Origin of the sequence: Acinetobacter sp. neg1, assembly GCF_000788125.1 — a bacterium.
In the GTDB taxonomy this organism is placed as follows: Bacteria; Pseudomonadota; Gammaproteobacteria; order Pseudomonadales; family Moraxellaceae; genus Acinetobacter; species Acinetobacter vivianii.
Genome location: NZ_JSZD01000006.1, coordinates 876,281 through 900,650, shown reverse-complemented (window position 1 = coordinate 900,650; position 24,370 = coordinate 876,281). Strand labels below are relative to the sequence as shown.

Genomic DNA, 24,370 nt, shown 5'->3' with positions numbered 1-24,370 from the left:
CAATTCAAGCGTCCTAAGGGCGCTTTTTTTATTGCCTTGAGATAAGGCACAACTTAACCAAACGAGAGGTTTGAACATGTCATTGCCATTTATTGTAGATTCATTGGACCAGATCCAAGAAGAACATCGTGCTTTGTATGTTGAGGAGGACGGGAAGTTTCGCTTTGACTTAGAAGGTTACGAAGATCCCAAAGGCCTAAAAACTGCACTTCAAAGCGAGCGTGATGCCGCTAAGACTGCACAACGCGAATTACAACGGCTGCAGAAACAGTTTGAGGGTATCGATCCTGAAACCGTTAAAAAGTTATTTGCCCAACTGGAACTTGATGAAGATGCAAAGTTAATTGCTGAAGGCAAGGTTGGCGAAGTCATCCAGAAGCGTACCGAGAAGATGCGTGAACAACATGACAAATTACTGAATGCTGAAAAAGAACGTGCTGATCAGGCCGAAGCCTATGCCAATAAGTTTAAACAGTCCGTAGTTCAAAGCCAGATTGTACAGGCTGCTCTTGAACTTGAAGCCCTACCAGAAGCAACTGTCGATATCGCATTTCTTGCCCAGTCTAAATTTGTATTAGATGAGGATGGTAAAGCGGTCGCAGTCGATTCAAACGGTGACGTCGTCATTGGTAAAGATGGCAAGACGCCATTATCACCAAAGGAATGGGTCGAAACCTTGCGTGAACAAAAACCTTACTTCTGGCCAAAAGCAAATGGTTCGGGTTCACCTGGCAGCACCAATACAAAAACTCAGGTCGATATCACTAAACCTGATGGCTCGGTGAACCTCACCAAACTTGCCCAATTAAGAAATGAAAATCCGCAGCTGGCCAAAGAGCTTGCTGCAAAACACGGTATTAAACTTTAATTAAGGAGAAGGCCAAATGGCTGAAACAAAAATTGCTGATGTAATCGTTCCAGAATTATTCACTCAGTATGTTCTAAACAAAACTACCCAGAAGTCTGCTTTATGGCAGTCAGGCATTGTCGGTGAGCTGGATGTTGAAGTGGCATTTGGAACCCAAGGTGGTTCTACCGTAAATATTCCATTCTGGAATGATCTGGATGGTGAGTCTGAAGTTCTTTCAGATAGTCGTGCTTTAACTGTAAATAACATTGCAGCAGGTCAGGATATTGCGATTTTACATGCCCGTGGTAAAGCATGGGGTGCCAATGACTTAGCCAAAGCATTGTCTGGTGATGATCCATTGGGTGCGATTGGTGATCTTGTTGCAGATTATTGGGCTCGTGAATTTCAGGGCTTTACCGTGAATACGCTTAAAGGTGTGTTTGGTTCTGACAGTATGGCCAGTAATATCCACGATATTTCAGCGGGTGCAGGCGCAGCTGCGGTGATTGACGGAGTTTCTTTTATCGATGCGTCTTATAAGTTGGGTGATGCTGTTGATAAATTAACTGCAATTGCTATGCACTCAGCAACGATGGCTGCATTGGCGAAACAAGGTCTGATTGAAACCGTTCGTGATGCAGATGGTGTTGTGCTTTATAAAACTTTTATGGATCGCCGTGTCATTGTTGATGATGGCATGCCTGTTGATGGTGATGTATTTACTTCATTCCTGTTTGGCCAAGGTGCAATTGGCTTCCAGGATATCGGTGCACCAGTAGGTGTGGAAACAGACCGTGACAGCTTGGCTGGTTCCGATATTCTGATTAACCGCCGTCACTTTGTACTGCATCCTCGTGGTATTAAATGGGCTGGAGCAATGGGTATTGCACCGAACAATGACGGTCTTTCGACAGAAAGTAACTGGGAGCGCGTATACGATCCAAAGCAGATTCGCATTGTGGCATTCAAACATAAGGTCAAATAACGAAAAGGCGGGTAATCCCGCCTTTAGTATTTTTGCCTTTCGGTAATTACGGGAAGGCAGCCCATAACTTTATTTGGAGATCCTCACATGGGACTTTCATCATTTAACCGGGCACGGGAACGACAAATGACACAAGACAAAGTAAATGAACTTGAAGAACAACTAGCTGGCATCAAAGGTGAGTTTATTGCATTCAAAAACGATCCTGATGCAATGAAGGCACGTATTGCTGAGCTGGAAGCTGGTACGGGTGATCAGAACCCAACAGGTGCAGGTAATAACCAGTCGCAAAATGATCAACAAACTGCTGGTGATAACCAAGAACAGGATAAGCCTGTTGATTATTCATCACTCAAGGTTGATGAAATCAAAGCTGTATTGATCGAAAAAGGTATTTCATTTGACGGCGTTACCCGTAAAGATGACTTGCTAGCACTTATCCCACAAGAGTCAAAGGAATAATCCATGAGCTTTATCACTGAACATGAAGCGATTGAACATGTAAAAGGCTTTGATGCTTTATCTACCAGTGATAAGGCTGATTATTTGCAAAAGGCCGAAGCCTATCTGATTGCCCGAAATGTGAAACCTTATGAAGATGTAACATTAGTGCCTAAGGCATTAAAGTTGGCTTCATACGAAATCATTAAGGGCATCATGAAGGGTGAGCTGTACCAAGGGCAGGAACAGGCCTTAAAGCGTAAGCGTGTGAAAGCTGAGGTTGAGTCAGAAAAGGAATACCAGGATGGATCAGTAAAGCTGAATGCCACTGAGCAATACATTCTGGATCTGATTAAGCCATTCACCAAGCGCTCTTCAGTATTTTTTATCCGGAGGATCTAATGGGTTTGCGTGACGAGCTGCAAGCAGACATTGCCGAGGCGTTTAATGAGGATCTGGCAGATGCCGTTCAATCCTTTTCGTGTGAGCGGATCATCAAAACTGATTGGGATCCTCTGACCGAAATGCATAAGACGATTAAAGAGAACTATTCTGGCCGTGGTGTGTTATTTGGCTCATACAATCAATATGAGATCCAGACGCTCGGTGTCTTGGCCACTGATAAAAAGGCTGTTGTTCTGCAGAATGAAGTAACCATGGTTCCGAAAATTGCTGATGAGTGGATTACACCACTTGGTAAGTTTCGAGTCATGCATATTCAGCAGGATCCAGCGGAAACAATCTGGAAATGCCAGTTGAGAAAGGTTTGATATCTTGATCTAATATCCTTCTAAATTAGGGGGATATATGGCAAAGAAAGCGCTTAATGAGAAAATTAAAATTATTGGTTTTTGGACATTTTGTGGAATTTTTTGGTATTTAGTAATTGCATTCTTTTTTAAAAGTGAATACCCACTTTTTAATTACAAATTCAATCCTAAAGATGCATATGATGTCTTAAAAGATGCCTTAACACTGGCAGCTGCTTTTCTGGCTCCCGTTGCTGCTTTTATATTATTTAGTGATTGGAGGGAATCGCACGTTGAGATTCGTAATGAAAATATTGGGTTGGAGTTATATCATTTCATAATTAAAACCAATAATGATTTAGATAGGATAGATATTAAATTTAGATTTAAAAGTTCAAAAATTGAAAGGCCTGAGGACGTTTTACAAAAGGCATATGACATCAAGTTATTAATACTTGAAAAAGGAATGATTGCTTCTTCTTTGGATTCAGATAACTCAACGAATGAGTTAAGAGAGTTTGCTAAATTAACACATTTGTTAATTATGGATATGTGGATGTTCGTTAATTATTTAATTAATTTGGCTTCCTTGAAAGTTCAATTACAAAATATTGATAATGCGGAAAATGAAGGAGAATTACTAAATTTGTATACAGTGCATTTTGATATTTATAAAAAGAAATCAGTAAGCAGAATGCAAAATTATGAAGAATTACATACAGAACTTATTTCAAAGTTAGATGCAATAAAAGTTCAAAATTGACAAAAAACTCGCAACAGCGGGTTTTTTTATGTCTATAAAATAGGAGAATCCATGGTAAATACAAACTATGTGCCTGAATGGTATATGTCACCATTTCAGCACATCCAATACACATTGGCCCGCAATCAACTTCACATGGATCTGTTATTTGATGACATGCAAGAAGCAGATCAGTTCCTCTCGATAGATGGTGCTGCAGCGCAAGTTGATTATTATCAGGCAGGGACTTATGCAGTTGTTCAACTTGGTGATACTTCAGATCGTGATCTTATCGAAGTGTATGGGCTGCTCTTACATGAAGCGGTGCACCTTTGGCAGCAAGTTCGAGTATTGATGGGTGAACGTGAGCCGAGCACTGAATTTGAAGCTTATTCAATTCAAGCGATCGCTCAGGATCTCTTCGAGATGTACCAATCAAGTGAGGTGAAGGATGGGGTGGAAGGGTAAAAAGCCAACTGATTTCGCCGTGCAGATCGTCAGCGATTCAGAAGCGCATGTAAAAAATATTGTGATGGATTCAGTTCAATCCTTGGTTGCTTCGAGTCCAGTCGATACCGGTGCATATCGTGCTTCTCACATTGTCTCTATTGGGTCTGCTGATATGGGTGTCCGTGGACCTGAGGTAAATGCCGATCAGGATGCTGCAGTACAGGCGGTTAAAATCAAGCTGGGTAATCTGGTCTATATCCAGAACAATCTGCCTTATGCTGAACGTCTGGAAAATGGCTGGTCAGATCAGGCACCGCAGGGCATCTATAGCACGACGTTTAACTTTATTTCCCAAAAGTACGGTGGCTGACATGGCAATGACATTAGAGCAGGCGAGACAAGCCATCATTGCTCGCATGCAGGGCTTCACTGGTATCGATCAAGCACGAATCCAGTATCCTAATACCCCAAGCTTTAAGGCGCCTGAAACTGGCTTGTGGTGCCGTTTAACGATTGCTGGTGGATCAAGCTTTATTTCAGGTATTGCTGACAAGCCTTGCACACGGCGAACAGGCACTATTATGATTCAATGCTTTGACCGACTGCATACTGGAGAGAAAGCGATTACCGAGCTCAGTGATGCATTACTGAATCATTTCGAGTATTTTAATATTGATCATCTGGAGTGTCTGCAGGGGCAAGCACTTAATACTGGCAAAGATGGTGATTTTATCCAATATAATGTTGTGATTGGATATAAGATTAATTAACTCAAGCGATTAATTAAAAAAATTTAAATGAATTTTAAAAACCATTCTTAATGTATACTTCTTGTTCATGAAATTATAAATTATAACAAAAGGTAAAAATGAAGAATTCAACATTAGGTTGGGGAGCTGCAGGAATTTTTGCTTTAGCAATTTTCGGTTCTGGTAACGATGATCATTCCAGTAACAATTCCAGCACTGAAAGTTCAACAAATACTGCAGAAGAGATTTTAGAGTCTAAATATATAAACACCAATTCTTTAAATATTAGAGATAAGCCTAAAGGAGGAGTGGTTGGGAAATTAAAGCGAGGTGAAAAAGTTGATATTTATGAACGGAAAGGTAATTGGGTCCGTATTTCATTAACTCCAAACTCACCTCAATGGATTTCTGAAAAGCTCTTATGTGAGATGGAAGAGTGTTATAAGCAAAAAGCTAATGTTTCAAAATCTTCCAATTATCAAACTTTAGGTTCCCAAAGCAACTACTCGAATAGAAGCTCTGAAAAAACGTATTATGATGATAATGATTGTTCTTGTGCTGTAGTGGATTATTGCGTAGGGCCAAGAGGCGGACATTATTGTATTACGAGTGGTGGTAATAAAAGATATAAGCCAAGATAAAACCACATAGATTATTTAAATATACGACCTCCAAAGTGGAGGTTTTTCACTTTAACCACTACCACCTCATCGGTGGTTTTTTTATATCTATAGGAATCACTTATGAGCAATTTTGTTTTTAAGCGCGGTGACACCTTTAACCTGAATTTGCAGCTTGTCGATATGGACGATGCTCTGCAATTTCCACCAGATGATGTGCGCCGTGCGATTAACCTAACTGGATATGTTTTTGGTTCACAAGTTAAAACTCTCAATACTGGTGAAGCCGTAGCCGCGCTGACATGTACAGCTCTAAATCAGACGAACCAGAAAGGTTGGTTAAACGTGAAATCAAGTGCAACTACAAGCACATGGCCACTGGGACTAGTTCAGATGGATCTTAAAGCTGTAGTCGGTGGCGTGACTCAACATTCTGAAACTTTGACGTTTCAGGTAATTGAGGGAGTAACATCTTAATGGCCAATCTCGTTTTTAAGTTTAACTGGGAGCATCGACCTTTTCCCTATAACTTCGCTCAAGGTAAGCAACAGTTTATGTTGCCTTTTGCCTCTGGTATTCCAAATCTGACACCTGATTGGACACAAGTTCAAGGTGTAGGAAATGCGGCAACTAAAACAATAGGCGCAGATGTTGGGAATGTGCCCGAGTATACTAATTCTGGCCTTTCCAGTTTTGGTTATGGTGGTATGGCACCGACAAGCTCTGAAACTGATTTAGATGTCTGGTATCGAAATACACCCCAAAGAACAGGATTTAGAAATGCACCTGGAACCATTTATAGAAACCCGCTTGTAGCGGGCTATGCACCCTCAATTGTTGTAGCAAGAACAAATAAAACAGCAACGGAATTATTTTTACCCTATTACGCATCTACTCGAGCAAATCAAATGGCTGTTATTGCTTGGACACATATTGCAGCTACAGATGTCCTGATGAAAACAGAACAAATCGTTTATACCAGTCAGAACCCGGTAATTGCTACAACCAACAATAGTGAAACAAGTGGAAAGCTGGTAACCGTCGAGGGTACGGGGGAGTTGCGATCTAAAGGTTTCACCGTTGATTCAAACGGCGTATTTAAAGCAGCTTCACCAATTGCACGATTATTTGCTGATTCGCTTGAGCTGAATGATGATGCCGCTAAGCAATCCATTACTTTTGAAAAGATGGATGTAGGAGACTATTTAATTCAAGGTTCTTTAGGCTTTGCTCAAGAAGGCTGGTATATCGAAATGCCAAAGGATGCCAATGGTAATGTCATCGTTGCAGTTGCTTATGAGCAGTTAGAAAATGGTGATATTTCCATTAAGACCTATAAGAAAAAATTCGATATTGAATCAGCATCGATCGTACCAGATTATACAAAGCCGATTGATATTCCAGAAACACGCTGGATTGATATTCGCTTGCATCAAGAGCCTGAACCAGATCCTGATCCTGAGTATGAATCACCTTATGGTGAAACCCCAGCTGAGTTCCAGCCTACGAACTTGTCTCAGGCGGTAGCTGCAGCCTTGGAGGGTGTAGAGCCACCAGAGATCCAGAACGAACCCTCAAACGAATCACTTTAACAACCCGCTCTAACAGCGGGTTTTTTAATGCCTAAAATTTGGAGAACAATAAATGAGTTCAGGCGCAAAAATCCGGTTATATGCTTGTGAAGAAGCAGTACTCGGTACAACTCCAGCAAATCCAGTTTGGTACACTGTTCGCCGTGTATCAGATGGATTATCAGAAAACGTTTCTACTGAACAAAGTAATGAAGTGGTGGATTCACGTTTCCGTCAGGGTGCATCTGTTACTGAAGCTGAGGTGACTGGCCAACTGGAATTTGAACTATCCCTTGGTACTTTTGATTTATTCCTGAGTGTACTAGCCTTTAATAACTGGGCGGCCAATTCCCTAAGCTTTGGCGGTGGTATCCGTAAATCCCTGACCTTGGTTAAGGTTTTTGAAGATATTGGCCAAGTCTTTATTTATCGTGGTGTACAGGTCAACACTGGTGAGATTACGATTCAGACTACAGGAAAGATCACAGGTAACTTTGGTCTGGTCGGTAGTTCGTTTACCCGTCAGCAAGTGAATCCAGTGACTAATCCGGTACCAGCTTCAAGCCGTCCAGTGGTCAGTATGCCAAACGTTGAAAAGTTACTGATCAACGGTCAGTCGATTCAGGGGAAAGCTTGTCTACAGACACTCACTATTAACTTTAATAACAACCTCGAAGCAATCCGTTGTATTGGATCTGGTAAATACACCCCAGAGTTCTACTTAGAGAAAATGATGGATATCGGTGTAAACGGTAATTTCATGTTCTCTGCGACATCTGCCGCATGGATTGATGCAATCAAAACCCGTGATGTGTTTACCTTAGGCTTTGATATCACGGACAACAAAGGCAGTAAGTACTCTCTGAACTTCCCGCAGCTGGAAGTCATGGAAGCCAATCATCCAGACGGCGGTGGTGATGACATCATCACGGTAGACATCAACTTTGCCCAGGTGCGTACCAGCCCAACCATTGTGCGTGCGCTGTTGTAATAAGCGCGTACACAAGTATTCATTTAATTAAAACCAAGCCTATGTAGTGCCATGGGCTTTTTTATTGCTTAAATTTTAGAGGTCGTTATGGCGTTAAAAGTCGGTATTGTACAAAGTTCAGAAGTATCTAAATGGTGCCAGTTCAAAAATGTTGAAGGAAAAGTTCAGGCTGAATTCAAGATCCGTGGCATTGCCTATAAACCGTTTCAGGTCGCGATCGAACGTGCTGGGAATCAGATCACATCCAAAGGCTATGACGTAATGACCATAGATCCAGCTGACAAGCTTTATCATGAGTTATTGATGGATGCCTGTGCTGCGCATCTGATTGAAGACTGGAAGGGCGTATTCTTCGCTGAGGCAGTGAACGGTAAAACGGTTGAGACTGATATGCCTTATACAGCCGAGAACGCTTCCAAGCTCTTTAATCTTGGTGACATTGGTGTGGCCATCTGGTTATTCATTAAAACGGAAGCTCAGAAGATTCAGGAAAATGCGGATAAGGATAAAGCCGTTATCCTGGGAAAGTCATTGAGCTCTACAAGTACCAAAAAACCTATGCGACGAAAACGCCGCACGAAATCGAACAAATCAAATTCTTAGGTGGACATATTCCTGAGCCACCAGAATCATCCTATGCAGCTGAATCAATTCTGCTGGCCTTCAGCACGATTTGCAGATCCAGACGATATGAGCAGGGTATGCCGCTCTCAATAGACCAGCAGGCTATCAATGTTTATGCTGAGCATAATGATGTGCCCGTTGGTCCTCATATCTTTAATGACTGTATTTTTGCTTTGGATGATCTGTTTCTGGAAGAAGCCTATAAAAAGGTGAAGGCGAAAAGTGACAGTGGTCGGGCTAAGTGATGCTTTTATCGTGATTTGAATCACTATTTTCGCTAAAATATGTGATAATTCACGTAAGTTTTCAAGGGGTTGAAAAATATGGATATTGTTAAATTCTTAAAAAGCTTTAATACGGTTGGGTTCTATCTAACTCTAGCCTGTATTTTGCTGGTAGTTCTTATTTTGTATTTCTATTTTATAAATCCTTAAAGCTTCTAGCCAGTTTGAAATTACCTCCTTCGGGAGGTTTTTTAGTACTTTTATTTCAATATAAGAAAATTTTAGCTACATTCCAATCATCATTGAAACAATTGAATTACAACGGAATTAACAAGAGTTACAGTTGATTTGATATAAAAATTATAAATAAAAAGGATTGATAATCATGCTAATCAAAATAGATTCTGAAAACTCTATTAATCCAGCACATATCGTTGCTGTCTCTACGTTTACATCACCTGACGGAATGGTAAGAGTTACGATTGATACTGTGCCTTCTGCAAGTGGCCATGGTTCTTACCAGATAATCACGATGAATGAAGAAGAGGCTGCTCGTTTTATAAAGCAATTATCAGAGAATTAAAGTATTCCGTTCAATATTATTTGAGATAAATGAACCTGCCGTGAGCGGGTTTTTTAATGACTATATGGAAAGTATTTGATAGATTACCTTTAAAAAAAATGAGGATAAACTTATGGGGAAATTAATTACTTTGGTTTTGATCGTATTTCTATTAAGCTGCTCAAAAAAACCACAAGAAAAGTTAGATAAAGATATTAATGATATCGAAAAACGTACCGTTGAGATTGTAAAGGGAAATCTTAATAAACCTGAATCAGCAATATTTAGAAATTTGAATGGTGTGTGCGGTGAGGTGAGTTCTATAGATGGTAATGGTAAACAATCTAAATTTATCAGATTCGTTTTAGATACCGAAAAGCATATCATTAATTATGATTATGGAGCTGGATCGTCAGATCCAGAGTTTGAAGCTCATTTTCAAAAGCTATGGAAGCAAAACTGTGTTCTTAGATAGTTAAAACAAACTCGCCGTGTCTGGGTTTTTAATGACTTCGATTCAACCATTTGATAAATTAGCCCTAAATATAGGATTGTATTTATGGAAAAAATTCTTTTTGCTAGTTTTATTCTTTGTTTATCTGGTTGTGCCAATAAACATGAAAAAATTATGAGTAGTAACTCAGATTTACATTTGAAAAGTAAATCATATGTTGATGTGCCAACTTCTACACACGTGATACCTGCAACTGCAGTAATTTATTGGTTAAAAGTTCCATCATTATCTATTTCTGCTGAAGAACTTGCAGGTAAAGATAGACTTATAATTGTTGATGTGGAAGCTGATAATGGGGGATATATTACTAAGGCAAGTATAAAAAGAAGTTCAGGTCTCGTAGATCTAGATCAAAAAGTTTTAGCTTCCGTTAAAGTAGCTAGGCTGAAGCCCCATAAAGTGAACGGAAAATATCTGCGATTTAAAGCTGATCTTCCTTTTGAATTTACACTTGTGAACTCTTCTAATTAGCATAAATTAATTGTTTTTTTAGCCTAATCTTCCAATTGTTTTTAATGACTTCAATTCCACCATTTACTAAATTACCCTCAAATATGAGGGTTTTTTATAATTTGAATATGAGCTTTAAGATTATATTAGAACAATATTTAGTAATTTTAAGCATTTGTTTTTCATCGTTTTTTGGTTGACTTGTTACCTGTATAATTGTTTATTAAAAGAACAATAAACAAAATATAAGGATTAAAAAATGTCAAAAGGTTATGAATTTGAGCTTTCTGATGGAACCATCTTGCAAGTAGTCCCAAATGATGGGGTTAGTGAATGTTCAGTAAGTTTTGGAGATACTAAAATTGATATCATCACAGATAAGTTTTCTTTTAAAACAGTCTCTCCAAATAATCAGGCTTTTGGAAGCGCTCTAGCAGTTGTGAGATTTGAGCAGAAAGAGTTAACAGTGGAGGAGTGTTCTGATTCATTAACTTCGAATGAAAAAGATCAACCACATATTATGCGAACATGTTCTGATTGTAATGGTCGATATTGCTGTGCTACTAACGGCTGTATTAATTGCGGTTGTGGTTGGGTTTGTGATAGGTAGAGGTTTGAACTAAAGTTTATTTTACATAAGTGTAAATTTTAGCAGAAATGAATTTAGAAAAGCCCCGAGGGGCTTTTTCTAATCATTATTAGGCCTGTTCTTAATAATTAAATCATCAATTTTATAGGTTTGAACATTTTTACTCTTATTTGCTATTAAGCATGATCCTTGGGCACAAAATCTTGTTAGGTGGTAATCTTTAAGTCCCTTTTCAGATTTAGATTCAACTAGTGGGAAAGGAGGAAGAGCATTTACATTCTTAGGTACAAAGGTATCTACAAAATTAAGTTGAGCGTCTTGATACCCTCGTTTAATCGATTTATCACCACTATAAAAAACCCAAAGAAGCAAATTAAGAATGAAAATCAACATAAAGAAATATAGAACTAATTTTAAAAGATTCTGTGTTTCTGATGTTCGCTTTTCATGACCGTAAATATTATATGAAATAGCTTCGCTGGTCATATTTTGCTCGAACATAATCGATTTTGTAAAATTATAAGATTCTTGATTTAACTTTAAAAGCCAACTTTTAAATCCAGATTTCCGTGAAGTTGTTTTTTTCTTTTCACTTTTTGATTCGCTATTAGTAGGCTCGAAACTTAGAAATTGAGCATAGTAAGTTGATATAAATTGGAATAATTGCTCTTGAAAGTAAGGTATTACACGCTTGGAAAAAATAAAGTATATAAGAATAATTCCATTTGCTGTCCATGCACTTAACTTTGTTACACCAAAGTCCCATTGCTTGGAAGAGAATCCGCTAAGGAATGCTATCAAGATGAAAGTAAGCGTTAAATACAGAGTTTCTTCTATAGCTATAAGCAGACCTGTTATTAATGTAGGAATTATGGAAAGATCGTATGGGCTAATTGGATAATTGAAAAACTCTGTATAGCCATAATGGTACCAGTAGCCACACCAATATAAATAACCAGTGAAAATTGAAATAATTATTGCAAGATCAAAGTTAAATGTGAATTTCATAGTATTAAATGCTATTAAGTTCTATTTGTAATTTACCAAAGTCCCATCTGTGTATGGGTTTTTCAGTTTGGAGAAACAATGAAGCTAGAAAATATAGTATTTGTCGAAAATCGTCTACATGAAAATTCGACACAAATGCATATTGAAAATATAGATTTGGATTGTAATGAGTTCTATGTACCTGTGGGTGATTATACTCAACCAATAGGATTTTTAAAGTTCAAGCAAATTGCTAAGAAAGGCTGCTTTGAATTATCCGAACTAGTGTCCCTAGATTGTCCCAACCCAAATCCACAATTTTCGTTGTCAGGTGTTTTATACTCTCGGCAGAAAGCGATCGAAGCCCATCAATCAATTTGTGCTTATCAGCAGGCGGCAGGTCAGTTGCCATGATTTTTGATTCAAGTAACAGTTTGAGTTGATCAGCTTCAAACTTAACTGTAACAACACCCAGTATAGCTGATAGGCCGCCATCATCAGCCAGGAAGTCCAAACCGTTTTGATTAATTGTAGGTAGGTGTATCTGTGGTTTTTTCATCCCATTCATTGATTTGGCGAATAGTAAGCTTCTTTCTTCTACTAGATCATGCTGGATAAGATAAAAGAACCATAACCACTCGAATGAAAAACAAGCCTCGCAATAGCGAGGCTTTTTATTGTCTAAAGGAAAGTGAACATGACGCAAGAATCCCGCTTAGTCATCGTAATTGACTCCCAAAATGCTGAACGCAATGCCAAAGCCTTGGCTGATGAAATGTCTAGAATTACTGAGCATGGCGATTCAGCATCACAATCTACAAAGGACATGGGCAAACAGTTTTCTGTGACCAATAACATTGTCCAAAACTTTAATACTACGGTAAGCAATGCCAACTCATCCGTACGGAAAACGGTTGAAGTCACCAAACAGGCAACTCAGCAGAATCAAAAGTTTTCACAGGAAATAAAAAACACATCACAAGAGCTGGATAAACAGGAAAAGTCGATTCATTCTTATGGGGCATCGATTAAAGCCTTGGCCGGTTTTATGGTGGGTCTTGTTACTGTAAATGAAGCAATTGCCAGAGCTGATGGTGCGACTCAGATGGCCGCACGTATTCGTAATGCAACAGATAGTGCTGCTGAGTTTGATCTTGTTCAGGAGCGTCTATATGAGTCTACAAAAAGCACTTACCGTGCATTAGGTGAAGCCCAAGAGGTTTATTTAGGCTTGGCGGGTGGGATGAAAGCCTTAGGTTACGCCACCAATGATACCTTGGATGTGTCTGACTCACTTTCCTTTTCATTTACGGCAAATGCAGCACGTGCTGACCAGGCGCAATCAGCAATTGATGCATTTTCTAAATCTATGGCCAAAGGCAAAATTGATGCTGATGCCTGGATCTCGATTGTTACCGCTGCCGATAACATTATTGCAGATATGGCCAAAACCACAGGTAAGACTGAGGTACAAATTCGTGAGCTGGGTGCAACCGGTAAAATCTCTTTAGAAGATCTGATCAAGACATTAAAAGCCACCAGAGACTCAAATCAGGAATTAGCGGATGCAATGGAGAATAGTCTGGCAGATGGCCTGACTACATTGTCAAATGCCGTGACCAAATTGCTTGGTGAAATCAATCAGAGTACGGGTGCAACCAATACTGCAGCAGCAGGCTTGGGACTATTAGCCGATAATATTGATATTGTGATGAATGCTGCAATGGCGGGCGGTCTTGCTTATTTAACCAAGACCATTATTGCCAAAACTGTTGCCACCGATACGGGGATTATCTCAACGATCCGCAGTCGTCAGGCATCTGTTGCAAATGCTCAGGCTGAGGTTGCAGAAGCAACAGCAACACTTAATGCGGCTAAAGCACATCTAGCGAATGTCCAAGCGACCAATGCTGAAGCACAGGCTAAATACGGCGCTACGGCAGCGGCAGCACGTTATGCTCAGGCTCAAGCTGCCGTCACTGCGGCTACGAATGCGCAAACAGCAGCGCAAGGACGTCTTGCGGCTGCATCCATCAATGTTGGAAGATTGGCTAGTGGGGCATTTGCCTTAATTGGTGGACCAATAGGTGCAATTACCTTAGGTGTCGCTGGTTTGACTGCAGCTTACTCTTATTTCAATGGTAAGGCAGAGGAGGCAACGGCAAAGTTAAAAGAACAAGCTGAGGCGGCAAAGTTAACTAAAGATGAAATCAAGGCGCTGAGTGAGGAGCAACGTAAAGAGAAGCTTGCTGATCTCGCTGCAACACTGGATGATCAAAACAAGAAGCTGAAGCAACAAGAGCTGGCGGTCGCATCTGCATTAATTGCGATTCAAAACTATGCACAGGGTAATGTAAAAGTTACCGATATTTCAAATAAGGCCCGCCTTGGTACCATTTCATATACTGAAGCGATAGAGCAACTGAAGGATCAGAAAATCCCTTCTGATCTCAGGGATGCATTGCTTAAACAAGTAAGCGCCTATGATGTGGCAGCTGAAACTGCCAACAAGACCAAAAAAACCTATAGTTTGTTTGGGATTGAGGTAGCTCTGGCAGGTAATAAAGCTGAAAATGCGATCGTTGGTCTTGATAAAAATACCAAGTCATTAACTGAAAATGAAAAGGCTGCTTTGGCTGCAAAAGATGCTCAAAAGAAATATGCCGATTCATTATTTGATCGTGATTTTGATGCCCAATTATCACAGAGACTGCTTGCCAAGAACTACACTCCAGCTCAAGTAAAGGCATTGTTAGATTTGGCAAACTGGGCGCGAAAAAATGGTGTGCAGATTACCACTGAGATGTATCAGGCAGCGTTGAGAGTTCAAGCTATTGAGGAGAAAAATAACGAGGTTATAGAGGCTAAAAATAAAGCACTCAAGGAAACGACTGACGAGTTATCTAAGCAACAGAAGATTCTCTCTGTAAATGCCAAGGTTCAGGCCAATGCAGCAAAGTTTGGTTTTTCTAATATCGAATCTAAATACAGTCTGCCAGCGGGAACACTATCTGCGATTCACATGATCGAATCCAGAGGGAATGCCAAAGCATATAACAAAGACACTGGTGCAACAGGTGGCTTTCAGTTCTTATCTGGTACAGCCAAGCAATACGGCGTTAAGGATCGAACTGATCTGGCCCAATCTGCTGAAGGTGCGGGTAAGTATATGTCTTACCTTCTCAAACTGTTTAAAGGCGATTTGGAAAAGGCTGTACGTGCTTACCATGCCGGTGAAGGCAACGTTCAGAAAGGTAAAGGTATTGGTAAATATAACAATCAATACTGGAAAGACTTTCAGGGCTATATGGCAGGCATCAATGGATATTCAGCTGGTGATATTTCATCAAAAGATTTTTCTAAGATGCTTCAAGATGGCACAAAAATGGCCGAAGAGCAGGCACGTTTAAGGGTTCAACTTGAGAATGAAGTTGCTGATCAGCAAACCAAGATTCGAAATGATCTGGCTCAAAAATTAGAGGAGGTTGATAAAGCCAACTTTAGTCCTGAGCGTAAAGCGGAGATTGTTGCCGAACTTAAAGCTCGTGCTGATATTGATATTGCAATCGCTCAACAGGCTTTACGAACCAAACTGGATGATTACAAGGAGTTCCAAAAAACTGAAGCTGAGTTGCTTGAAGAAAGCTTTGCCCGTAAAAAGTTCAATGCTGCCCATGATACTGAGCTCAGCAAGGCTGAACAGAAACAGGCTGTTGAATTGCTGGAGCAACAATATCAGCAAGAGCTAGGGTTGATGCAACTGGCACAAGAACAGCATCTGTTCCAGGCTAAATTAGTCTTGATGTCTGAAACTGAAGCTATGCAGGAACGGTATCGATTAGAACGGGAGGAAATTCTAAAAAATACCAAGCTCAGCATAGAAGAGCGTCAAAAACTGATTACGTTCTCCAAAGCCAATCAGGAAAAGGAGATGCGTGACAAGATTACTGGAGCTGTCGACAACTGGGGCGGTATTCAGGCCGACATGAATGGTACCAGTGATTTCTATAGACAGGATCAGGATCGTTTTAGCCGCCTTGGTGCAGCTCAGGATCTGTTTGATAGTAAGTCAGCAGCGGTTGATTACAACGAGCAGAGTGGTATTGAGGATATCAACTCAAAACTACAAGCTGGTCTTTTATCACAGCAGGACTTTGAAGATCAAAAAACCGCAATCATGCAGGCGGCTCTTGAGCAACGAAATATCATCTATGATGAATATGCTCAAAATGCCCAAGAGATTGAAAACAAGTACCAACAAGATAGACTGAATGCTCAAATTGCTCTCGGTGGGCAAATGATTGGTTCAGTAACATCGATGTTTGGTTCTATGTTCGGTGAGCAATCCAAGGCCTACAAGATCATGTTTGCTGCAGATAAAGCCTATGCCATTGCAGCAGCCGGTATTGCAATTCAACAGAATATTGCTCAGGCGGCGAAAATTGGTTTCCCTCAAAACTTGCCATTAATTGCAGGTGCGATTGCTCAAGGTGCCAGCATTATTAGCAATATCCGTGCAATTAAGGACCAAGGCTTTGCTGAGGGTGGTTATACGGGTAAAGGCGGTAAATATCAGGTTGCTGGAGCTGTGCATAAGGGCGAGATCGTATGGTCACAGGATGATATTAAACGCTGGGGTGGTGTCAATTTAGTCGAGAGTATGCGTAAGAGCGCGAACCCTGAAGCATTCCTCAAAAATAACTCGGCTGACAATATTATGCGCCGTGCACTGATGAGCTCAAATGCCTTTATGGAAAGCCAGAAGAAATCAAACATCTTCAATCAATCGGGAGATGGCCAGATTATCTATAAGGCGAACCAGACTGCAGAGACTCCAAAGATCTCTACTGGTTCGGATCTGTACCATGACGGAAAAGTGTATTTCTCACCGAATGGTTTAGTTCAGGATCGGTCTAATCTTGAGGATGTTTATGATTTCACTCTGGGCAGATCTGCACGGCCACAGGCTGAGGCCATGGCTTCAGTTCAACCGTCAGTACCGACAATCAACTTTAAAATTGAAGTAGTGAACCAGGTGAAAGGAGCAACTGTCGAAGCAGAGCAACTGGATGAGAGTACAGTCCGGCTTATTGTTAAAGATGAGTTGAAAAAGGAGCTTCCACGCGAGGTGCCAAAGATCGTCAGTGATCAAATTAAGGAACCTAGCTCGCCAATCAGTCGGGCTATTTCAACCAACACAACAGCACGGCGTAATCGTTAACCATGTGTTGCCACTTTTCGAGGTGGCTCTTTTAATCTTTAAACTCCAGAGTTAAAGAAAAAGTTGAAAAGTTTTTAAATTAATCATACACTTATTTTTAGGGCTTAAATGAAACACTCTTTTTATTCAAAGTAAATTTATGAAATATTTATCCAATAAGAGAAGAAAGTATTTTGCAAGGGTTAAATATTTTCGTGAAATGCCAATACGGAAAAAGAATGCAATAGCAACTCGCAAAAGAAGATTGAAAAATAAAGCTGAAGTAAAAACTATTGAAAGGGTTACTATTGACTTAAAATTACCCTCTCACATCAATATTCTTAATCCGAAAGCAAGAAAGAGATTAAGAAAAGTAACGAAAAGATTCCGTGATTATTATCATCGTAACGCTGTGTGTCTAAGGTTAGACTTTAAGGATACAAAAAAAATGTATTCTGATGGTACGCTTTATTTACTTGCTGAATTAGAGACACTTACATTAATAAACTCGGAAATTACTTTCAAGATCATTCCATCAGATGAAAAAATTGTTAATCAAGTTCTTGAGCAAACAGGTATTCTTAAGCTTTTAAAGCAAAAGTTGAAATTTGATGATGACGAGTTTGATGAATCAGTAAGGTATTGGAACTATGCTAGTGGACATAATTCTGAAATTGATTCTGCTGACTCAATGTTGGATGACTTTGATGAAATACTTTCTGAAGATACAAGTAAAAATATTTTTACATCTTTAACCGAGGCGTTAACAAATTGTCATCATCATGCATATCAAGAAAAAAGATATCCTAATGAAACCAAAAGTATCAAAAAGTGGTGGTTGTTTTCTCAGGAGAGAGAGGGAAACCTTACAGTATGTGTGTGTGACTTGGGTATAGGCATTCCTCGATCTTTATTAAGAAATACTGAAAATGTTAAAGAGGACTGGTTTTCACGTTTGAAAGATTTTATAAGTGAAAATAGAAGCAAGTATGATAAAGATAGTGCAGCTATCAAAGCAGCTATTGAAATTGGTAACACTAGAACCAATCTCCCTAATAGAGGAAAAGGTTTAAACCAAATTATAAACAAGATTAATACAATGTGTGGACATAAGGCATCAATTGCAATTCACAGTAACAAAGGATCGTATATAATTAATAGAGGGTTCGTGACGGATCTGCCTACTACTGATATCATCAATGGTGTGGCCGTTCCTTATAGTGAATCTATTGATGGTACCCTTATTGTATGGCAAATACCGCTGGATAAGCAGAAAATTGATGAAGCTTTGGTAAAGTCAGATGAGTAAAAGTGTTATGAGAATTAATGTAGCTAAGGATTTTTCTAAGAATCCTTCTGGTCGTTATATCAAAGACGGAAAAACTTCAGGTGAAGTATTTCTAAAAAACTTACTTTTGCCTGCTGTTAATACCCACGACCTAGTCGAAATTAACTTCGATGGAGTACGAGGTTATGGTTCTTCATTTTTGGAAGAGGCATTTGGTGGTTTTATTCGTGAAACTAAGATGTCTCTTGTAGATTTTTTCAAAAAAGTTAAGATCATTACCCAAGATCCTCTTTTAGAGCAAGAAATTAAAGGATATCTTGAAGATGAAGTTCATCGCTTAAGTGTTTAGATGCTTAGATGAAAAATTTCGTTAAGGATATAATTTTACCACTATTACCATCCGCTTTAACCATTATCGGATGGTGGATTGTGGGTACTAGAGATAACAATTCAAAGAAAAATGCTATACACAATAAGAGGGTAGAAGCGGCAACGGAATTGATTGATAAAATTCTAGACGATGCAAAAAGTTTTTATTTACAATCGGGTAGTACTCCTGCAGCTCAAAGTACTAGATCTTTAATTATAAGTAATTTTAAAAAATTAAGTTCAATAATTAATCTACTCTTGAAGGAGTTAAATCCTTCAGATAAAAACTCATTGTCATCTACTTTTATTGAATACAAGAAAATAGTTACAGGTGGGGAGTTTGAAACCCCTTCGAGAAATGCTGTCGCTAGTTCTAATCAGTTTTATTCAGATATTGATAGTTTTTATAATGAGCTTTATATCGAATTAGAAAAAACATATAAAATTTAAATCACCTCTTAATTTAATATTAAGTCAAAGAACCCGCGAAAGCGGGTTTTTTATTGCCTAAAGGAAAGTTTATGTACAAGTTAAAACTTAATCCTCAAACGAGCGGCTATGGCGTGACACCAGGTGATGATGTGAAGCGCCAGCAGTTTGATGGAGGGCGTGGCCGTTATTACATCGATGTAAAACGTAATAGCCACATCGTTGACGTGAACTGGAGCTTAAGCAAAGCCGACTTCAATAAGATGATGGCTTTCTGGCGGGTTTACCAAAATCAGCCAGTATCCTTCTATGTGGATCTGGTGATCGATCAGGGCACACGTCAGCAATACCTGTGCAACTTCATGCCAGGTACTTTCAAAACCAATGAGGTTAACGGCAATTTGTACCGTGTTAATGCCCAACTGGAGGTTGTACAGAATCAAAAAGACTTGGCAGCTGATCAAGCGCTTATCAATGATTGGGTGGTGTGATGGATCAGGAATATGCAAAGTTCTTTCTTAATCGTACGGTCGATATTTATCAGCTGGAATGTATCGAGCTGACACATCCATCATTCATCAATACCTACCGGGTAGTCCGTAATGATGATCAGGGTGTTTATGTTCGGCACAAGGAGAATGACAGCCAGCTGTTCTATGAATATCTGCCTGCCGAGATCCAGCGATCAGGCATGTTGGGCGATCTGGACCAGTCCTTAACGATTTCAATTTCAGGGCTTGGTGATGTGCTGCCAGATGAGTTTGAGCGGGTGATGGAAGGGCAATATCCCGATATTAAGCCAACGGTAAATTACCGGCTCTATAGCTCAGACAATCTCAATGCACCGATGTATTTCTTGCTTGGCCTGCAACTGTCTGGCGTGGCCATGGATCACAAGGCAGTCACTTTCAAAGCTGAGTCACCGCGTTTGAATACCGCCAAGACGGGCGACATTTTTTCGCTGGATCGCTTCACTGGTCTCAAGGGGGCATTATGAAAGGTCATGACCATTTACTTGATCGGCAATACGATCAGGAACGTTATAACTGTGTTCACTTTGCCCATGAAGCCGCACTAGACCTGTACGGGATTGATCGGGGTGAAGCACTGGAACTGTTTATGCAGCCTAAAGGCAGTATTGAGTTCAAGCCATCCAGAATAAAGCTCTTAAATCCGCTGCCCATGCCCAAGGAGGGCTGCATAGTTGCTTTCCACCCAAGACTGAGAAACAAGCCCCCGCATGTGGGGCTTTTTCGTGGGGGGAAGGTTTTGCACCTGATGGAAAGCGGAGTGTCTTATTTATCTGAACAAGTCGTAATGGTAATGGGGTTTAATCGGGTCAGTTACTATGATTAAGATTATTTATAAACAGGATCCTTTATCTGAAAAGAAGGTGGTAGAACGTGCTCCTACCTTAGGGCAATGGCTCACATCAAAGTATGAGTATATGCCCGAGCACCTGCGTATCTTCCACAATCCGAGTGATATGGAGCATGCTGAAATTTCGGTGGCCAACGAGGTTACACCGAAAAATGCCCATGATCTGAAGCAGCTGGATTTTCTACCTGGCACATTCATTGTGATTGAGAATCCGAAGGGGATTCCTGCATTGATTGCTGCAGTGGTATCGTTAGTTGTTGGCCTTGCTGTTGCATTACTGATGCCAACGCCTTCGATCGCACAGACCAACCAGAATAACAACCAATCCTCATCCGCCAATAACGAGCTTTCAAGCCGTGAGAACAAGATGCGGGTAAATGGCCGTATTGTGGATCTGTTGGGTGCTGCAAACGATACACCTGACCTGGTGGCTGTGCCATACAAGATATACGAGAACAATGTCGAGGTTGAGCATATCGTCGGGTGTATTGGTCGTGGTCATTACCATATCAATAATGCTTTCGATGGCGAGACCAATATTGTCGATATCGCAGGGGCATCTATTCAGGTTTATCGTCCTGATGTCGACATTGTTACTGGTACCCCATACTTTGCTCTCGGCAGCGAAATCACGACGCTACCTTTGTCTGCACAGCAGCAAAATTCAGTCAACGGCCAGATCATGCGATCTGCTGATACACAAACAGCGGAAGGTTCTAATTACCTGCATTTTGGGTATCCGAATGAACTGTTAAGAGCTTCCGCGGATCAAACGGATTTGACATCCAAGTTTGTCAGCAATGACCAGGTGCGGATCAGTAATGCTTCATTTACGTTCAATGGCCAGACTTACGATTTAAACGGTACATACAGCGTTCTATCTGTGGCTGACGACCGCATGGCGTTATCTAATCCAGCAGCGGTCAATCCCAACTGGCTTAAATTAAAAGAGCTTGCGAATCAAAAGACCAGTGCATTATCGCCCCGTATTAGTTCAATCGGTGAGAAGTGGATCGGGCCATTTACCCTAGACAATGTTGAGCGCAACCGTGTCCTGTGTAATTTCGTGGCAACCAATGGCCTGTATGCCGTTTATAACGGCAATATTCAGGGGGCCTTGAATATCACCCTTGAGGTGGAGGTGACGCCGGTCAATAGCGAGGATCAGCCGATAGGTAATCCAATGGTTCAGCGCATTACCATGAAAGGCTCAACCAAGTCGCGTCAGACCGTGGGCGTTACGCTGGACATGACCACATTTCAGGGCCGTTGCAGTGTCCGTGCACGTCGTGTAACCGGCGCAATCAATGCACCAAGTGTCGTTGATGAAGTGAAGTGGCAGGCACTTTACGGGGCTTTCCCACTACAGAGCACCAAATATCACAGCGAAACTGTTTTCCGTGCCAGAACCTATGCGACCACAGGCGCTCTATCAGTCAAGACACGCAAGATCAATTTTGATCTGCAGCGGATGTTGCCGACTTATAAAAATGGCGCGATGACCACTGAGTTGTACCCGACATCGAGCTTTGCTGATGCGCTGGTTGCAATGGCACTGGATGAAAAGATCGGTCGTCGTACTATTGATGAGCTGGATCTCGAAAATATCTATCGGACTTACTTTGAGATAGTGGATTACTTCGGTACACCGCTGGCTGCCGAGTTCTGTGCAACCATTGATGATACCAACCTGTCTTTTGAAGAGCTGGTGACCAACGTTTGTGATGCAGTGGGGTGTACGGCATATCGCCAGAATAACAAGCTCAAGCTGTATTTTGAACGGCCTACGGATAACTCGGTACTGTTGTTTAACTTCAGGAATATTTATCCAGAAACCTATCAAAGGGATCTGAGCTTTGGTGTGATGGATGACTATGACGGCCTGATCTATGAATACACGGATCCTGTTGACGATAGCCGTATCAATATCTATCTGCCAGACAAGGGTGCCAAGAATCCTAAAGTGGTGAAATCGGTCGGTGTACGTAACAAGTGGCAAGCTCACTTTAATGCGTATCGGTTGTGGAACAAGATGCGCTTCCAGCGTCGATCGATTACTTTTGATGCTGCATCTGAATCTGAACTACTTGTTTTGAGAGATCGTATTGCAGTAGCAGATTATCGTAATGGTGTTCACCGGAGCGGGGATGTACTTCAACAAGAGGGTTTAATCCTCACTCTCAGTCATGATGTGGAGTTCATTGCAGGCAAAAGCTATGTGATTTATTTGCAGATGAGTGATGGTAGCGTGGATCTGATTCCTGTGACTGCAGGTGCGGCTTCAAACAAAGTCGTGTTGGGACGATTACCGAATAGTCCACTCAAGCTCAATCCTGAGGATTACATCAACACGACTTATATCGTGGTGAATGATGATACTAAAGGCTCGTTACCTTATCTGGTGGCCAAGAAAGAACCTGTAGGCAAGACGAGCAATAAAATCACCGCCATCAACTACGATGAACGCTATTACATGAACGACAAGGACTTTACTGACGCACCAGTGGATGACACGCCTCTTTACATCCGTTATGACCAGCTTGATATCAATCTGGCTCGTCTATATCAGATGCAACGGGGGGATTTGCCAAAGACTGGGGAAATCACTTTTATTGTTGAGCCTGGCATTCTTATTTTAAGTTCGAGTGCTTATCGGGATGAGCTGAAACTCATTTATCAACACCGACCTGATATGCCTAAATCTGTCTATACGGTTCCTGCGATGAAGGAAGTACCTGCAATCGATACTGGTCAGTTCCCGCCAGATCTGGTGGTAAACCTGATCATTAAGGGCACGGTCATTGGTCGAGGGGGTGATGGTGGTGTAGCTCATGCCGCATATCGTAGCGGTACATCAAACACTGCTGATGATGCCTATACAAAAACACGGCGCGATGGGTATGCAGGTGCACCTGGCTTGGTGAACCAGCACAGCAAAGTAAACCTGATCATTGATGGCGGCATCGTGGCCCGTGGTGGTTCTGGTGGAGGGGCCACGCCAAGTGGTTTGAGCAACAGATATGCTTACGGGCTTATGGGTGTACCAGGCGGTGGCGGTGCTCCGTATGGACGGGTTCTAACCAACGTACCAATTGCACAAGAGGTACCAAGATTCAGGGCATTCTTTGACAACAATTATATTGTCGACAAGGTGAGTGATGCCACTTTTGATACACCAGGAAAAGGTTATCAAAAACTGGATAGCGATTATTCATCACCTGTTTCTGGTGGCGGTGGTGGATGGGGCCAACGCGGTACCAACTCAGTGAATACCGGCACATGGAACTGGAGCTATCATGGAACTCTTGAAGGGCTGGCAGGGCCAGGTGGACCAGCAATTATTGGAATCCCATTACAGACATTAGAAGTTATTAACGGAGGGCAAATCTTGCAAACGCTCTAACAGCTTTAATTCTTATTTAAGCACCCAATCGGGTGCTTTTTTACATTATTAATTATGTTCAAAAAACAAAACCCCTAGTTCCAGAAAACTAGGGGTTTTTAACTTCAACTAGTAGCGCTGACTTCTAGCTAGAGCTGAGGTAATTATACATTCTTTGAACCCATTTTTGTTGGGAATAACTGAAAAAAGTATTAATCCGACTT

Annotated in this window: 29 protein-coding genes; 28 read left to right on the top strand and 1 reads right to left on the bottom strand. The window is 40.9% G+C overall.

The genetic code is table 11. The features are described 5' to 3' along the window. Positions 1 to 76 precede the first annotated feature (76 nt). The 19 genes from PJ15_RS05185 to PJ15_RS05100 all read left to right on the top strand — a co-directional run bounded on the left by PJ15_RS05185 (position 77) and on the right by PJ15_RS05100 (position 11,132). Positions 77 to 868 carry a hypothetical protein gene (locus PJ15_RS05185; RefSeq protein ID WP_047428702.1) on the top strand — a complete coding sequence of 264 codons (792 nt, stop codon included), beginning with the start codon at positions 77 to 79 and terminating at the stop codon, positions 866 to 868. Between the two features lie 16 nt (positions 869 to 884). Further along, positions 885 to 1,835 (top strand): major capsid protein, encoded by a 951-nt coding sequence (locus PJ15_RS05180; protein ID WP_047428700.1) that lies wholly within the window; start codon positions 885 to 887, stop codon positions 1,833 to 1,835. A gap of 87 nt (positions 1,836 to 1,922) precedes the next feature. Next, complete coding sequence (locus PJ15_RS05175) at positions 1,923 to 2,297, top strand: HeH/LEM domain protein (protein WP_047428698.1); 375 nt, start codon at positions 1,923 to 1,925, stop codon at positions 2,295 to 2,297. Between the two features lie 3 nt (positions 2,298 to 2,300). Further along, positions 2,301 to 2,678, top strand: a complete 378-nt coding sequence (locus PJ15_RS05170) for a hypothetical protein (RefSeq protein WP_047428696.1) — start codon at positions 2,301 to 2,303, stop codon at positions 2,676 to 2,678. Beyond that, positions 2,678 to 3,046: a hypothetical protein gene (locus tag PJ15_RS05165; RefSeq protein WP_047428694.1), complete on the top strand. Its 369-nt coding sequence runs from the start codon at positions 2,678 to 2,680 to the stop codon at positions 3,044 to 3,046. The genes PJ15_RS05170 and PJ15_RS05165 overlap by 1 nt, the downstream gene beginning before the upstream one ends. 37 nt (positions 3,047 to 3,083) lie before the next feature. After that, positions 3,084 to 3,788, top strand: a complete 705-nt coding sequence (locus PJ15_RS18195) for a hypothetical protein (RefSeq protein ID WP_052138554.1) — start codon at positions 3,084 to 3,086, stop codon at positions 3,786 to 3,788. Positions 3,789 to 3,839: 51 nt separating this feature from the next. Then, positions 3,840 to 4,235 (top strand): hypothetical protein, encoded by a 396-nt coding sequence (locus tag PJ15_RS05155; protein ID WP_047428692.1) that lies wholly within the window; start codon positions 3,840 to 3,842, stop codon positions 4,233 to 4,235. Further along, entirely contained in the window at positions 4,219 to 4,587 is a 369-nt protein-coding gene (locus PJ15_RS05150; protein WP_047428691.1) for a hypothetical protein, read from the top strand. The genes PJ15_RS05155 and PJ15_RS05150 overlap by 17 nt, the downstream gene beginning before the upstream one ends. A gap of 1 nt (position 4,588) precedes the next feature. Then, positions 4,589 to 4,987: a phage tail terminator-like protein gene (locus tag PJ15_RS05145; RefSeq protein WP_047428689.1), complete on the top strand. Its 399-nt coding sequence runs from the start codon at positions 4,589 to 4,591 to the stop codon at positions 4,985 to 4,987. Positions 4,988 to 5,085: 98 nt separating this feature from the next. Continuing rightward, positions 5,086 to 5,607, top strand: a complete 522-nt coding sequence (locus PJ15_RS05140; RefSeq protein ID WP_047428687.1) for an SH3 domain-containing protein — start codon at positions 5,086 to 5,088, stop codon at positions 5,605 to 5,607. Between the two features lie 102 nt (positions 5,608 to 5,709). Beyond that, positions 5,710 to 6,063, top strand: a complete 354-nt coding sequence (locus tag PJ15_RS05135) for a hypothetical protein (RefSeq protein WP_047428686.1) — start codon at positions 5,710 to 5,712, stop codon at positions 6,061 to 6,063. Continuing rightward, positions 6,063 to 7,178, top strand: coding sequence for a hypothetical protein (locus PJ15_RS05130; protein WP_047428683.1), 1,116 nt, complete (start codon positions 6,063 to 6,065; stop codon positions 7,176 to 7,178). Before PJ15_RS05135 ends, PJ15_RS05130 begins: the two co-directional genes overlap by 1 nt. A gap of 52 nt (positions 7,179 to 7,230) precedes the next feature. Continuing rightward, complete coding sequence (locus PJ15_RS05125) at positions 7,231 to 8,148, top strand: phage tail tube protein (protein ID WP_047428680.1); 918 nt, start codon at positions 7,231 to 7,233, stop codon at positions 8,146 to 8,148. Positions 8,149 to 8,235: 87 nt separating this feature from the next. Then, complete coding sequence (locus PJ15_RS05120) at positions 8,236 to 8,751, top strand: hypothetical protein (protein ID WP_047428677.1); 516 nt, start codon at positions 8,236 to 8,238, stop codon at positions 8,749 to 8,751. Between the two features lie 98 nt (positions 8,752 to 8,849). Then, on the top strand, positions 8,850 to 9,017 hold the full coding sequence (locus tag PJ15_RS18590) for a hypothetical protein (RefSeq protein WP_171248561.1): 168 nt from the start codon (positions 8,850 to 8,852) through the stop codon (positions 9,015 to 9,017). Between the two features lie 364 nt (positions 9,018 to 9,381). Further along, the gene (locus tag PJ15_RS05115; protein ID WP_047428675.1) at positions 9,382 to 9,579 is read left to right on the top strand and encodes a hypothetical protein; all 198 of its coding nucleotides are present in this window, start codon (positions 9,382 to 9,384) and stop codon (positions 9,577 to 9,579) included. A gap of 112 nt (positions 9,580 to 9,691) precedes the next feature. Next, a complete protein-coding gene (locus PJ15_RS05110) occupies positions 9,692 to 10,033 on the top strand; it encodes a hypothetical protein (RefSeq protein WP_052138552.1) in 342 nt (113 codons plus the stop codon). A gap of 84 nt (positions 10,034 to 10,117) precedes the next feature. Further along, positions 10,118 to 10,543, top strand: a complete 426-nt coding sequence (locus PJ15_RS18190; RefSeq protein ID WP_052138550.1) for a TonB family protein — start codon at positions 10,118 to 10,120, stop codon at positions 10,541 to 10,543. A 238-nt stretch (positions 10,544 to 10,781) separates the two neighbouring features. Further along, positions 10,782 to 11,132: a hypothetical protein gene (locus PJ15_RS05100; protein ID WP_047428672.1), complete on the top strand. Its 351-nt coding sequence runs from the start codon at positions 10,782 to 10,784 to the stop codon at positions 11,130 to 11,132. A gap of 78 nt (positions 11,133 to 11,210) precedes the next feature. On the opposite strand, the gene PJ15_RS05095 is transcribed toward PJ15_RS05100, so the two are convergent. Next, on the bottom strand, positions 11,211 to 12,119 hold the full coding sequence (locus PJ15_RS05095) for a hypothetical protein (protein ID WP_047428670.1): 909 nt from the start codon (positions 12,117 to 12,119) through the stop codon (positions 11,211 to 11,213). Between the two features lie 78 nt (positions 12,120 to 12,197). Here PJ15_RS05095 and PJ15_RS18300 point away from each other — a divergent pair, with 78 nt between their 5' ends. The 9 genes from PJ15_RS18300 to PJ15_RS05050 all read left to right on the top strand — a co-directional run bounded on the left by PJ15_RS18300 (position 12,198) and on the right by PJ15_RS05050 (position 24,167). Then, positions 12,198 to 12,512: a hypothetical protein gene (locus PJ15_RS18300; protein WP_081402748.1), complete on the top strand. Its 315-nt coding sequence runs from the start codon at positions 12,198 to 12,200 to the stop codon at positions 12,510 to 12,512. Positions 12,513 to 12,795: 283 nt separating this feature from the next. Then, positions 12,796 to 17,319 carry a tape measure protein gene (locus PJ15_RS05085; RefSeq protein WP_047428667.1) on the top strand — a complete coding sequence of 1,508 codons (4,524 nt, stop codon included), beginning with the start codon at positions 12,796 to 12,798 and terminating at the stop codon, positions 17,317 to 17,319. Positions 17,320 to 17,458: 139 nt separating this feature from the next. Further along, positions 17,459 to 18,607, top strand: a complete 1,149-nt coding sequence (locus PJ15_RS05080; protein ID WP_047428665.1) for a hypothetical protein — start codon at positions 17,459 to 17,461, stop codon at positions 18,605 to 18,607. Next, complete coding sequence (locus tag PJ15_RS05075) at positions 18,600 to 18,935, top strand: STAS-like domain-containing protein (protein WP_052138547.1); 336 nt, start codon at positions 18,600 to 18,602, stop codon at positions 18,933 to 18,935. Before PJ15_RS05080 ends, PJ15_RS05075 begins: the two co-directional genes overlap by 8 nt. 8 nt (positions 18,936 to 18,943) lie before the next feature. Further along, positions 18,944 to 19,405, top strand: a complete 462-nt coding sequence (locus tag PJ15_RS05070) for a hypothetical protein (protein WP_047428662.1) — start codon at positions 18,944 to 18,946, stop codon at positions 19,403 to 19,405. 71 nt (positions 19,406 to 19,476) lie between these two features. Further along, the gene (locus PJ15_RS05065; protein ID WP_047428660.1) at positions 19,477 to 19,875 is read left to right on the top strand and encodes a hypothetical protein; all 399 of its coding nucleotides are present in this window, start codon (positions 19,477 to 19,479) and stop codon (positions 19,873 to 19,875) included. Beyond that, complete coding sequence (locus tag PJ15_RS05060) at positions 19,875 to 20,381, top strand: DUF1833 family protein (protein WP_047428657.1); 507 nt, start codon at positions 19,875 to 19,877, stop codon at positions 20,379 to 20,381. The genes PJ15_RS05065 and PJ15_RS05060 overlap by 1 nt, the downstream gene beginning before the upstream one ends. Continuing rightward, on the top strand, positions 20,378 to 20,740 hold the full coding sequence (locus PJ15_RS05055) for a hypothetical protein (RefSeq protein WP_047428656.1): 363 nt from the start codon (positions 20,378 to 20,380) through the stop codon (positions 20,738 to 20,740). The genes PJ15_RS05060 and PJ15_RS05055 overlap by 4 nt, the downstream gene beginning before the upstream one ends. Next, positions 20,733 to 24,167, top strand: a complete 3,435-nt coding sequence (locus PJ15_RS05050) for a host specificity factor TipJ family phage tail protein (protein WP_047428654.1) — start codon at positions 20,733 to 20,735, stop codon at positions 24,165 to 24,167. Before PJ15_RS05055 ends, PJ15_RS05050 begins: the two co-directional genes overlap by 8 nt. The last annotated feature ends 203 nt before the right edge of the window (positions 24,168 to 24,370 follow it).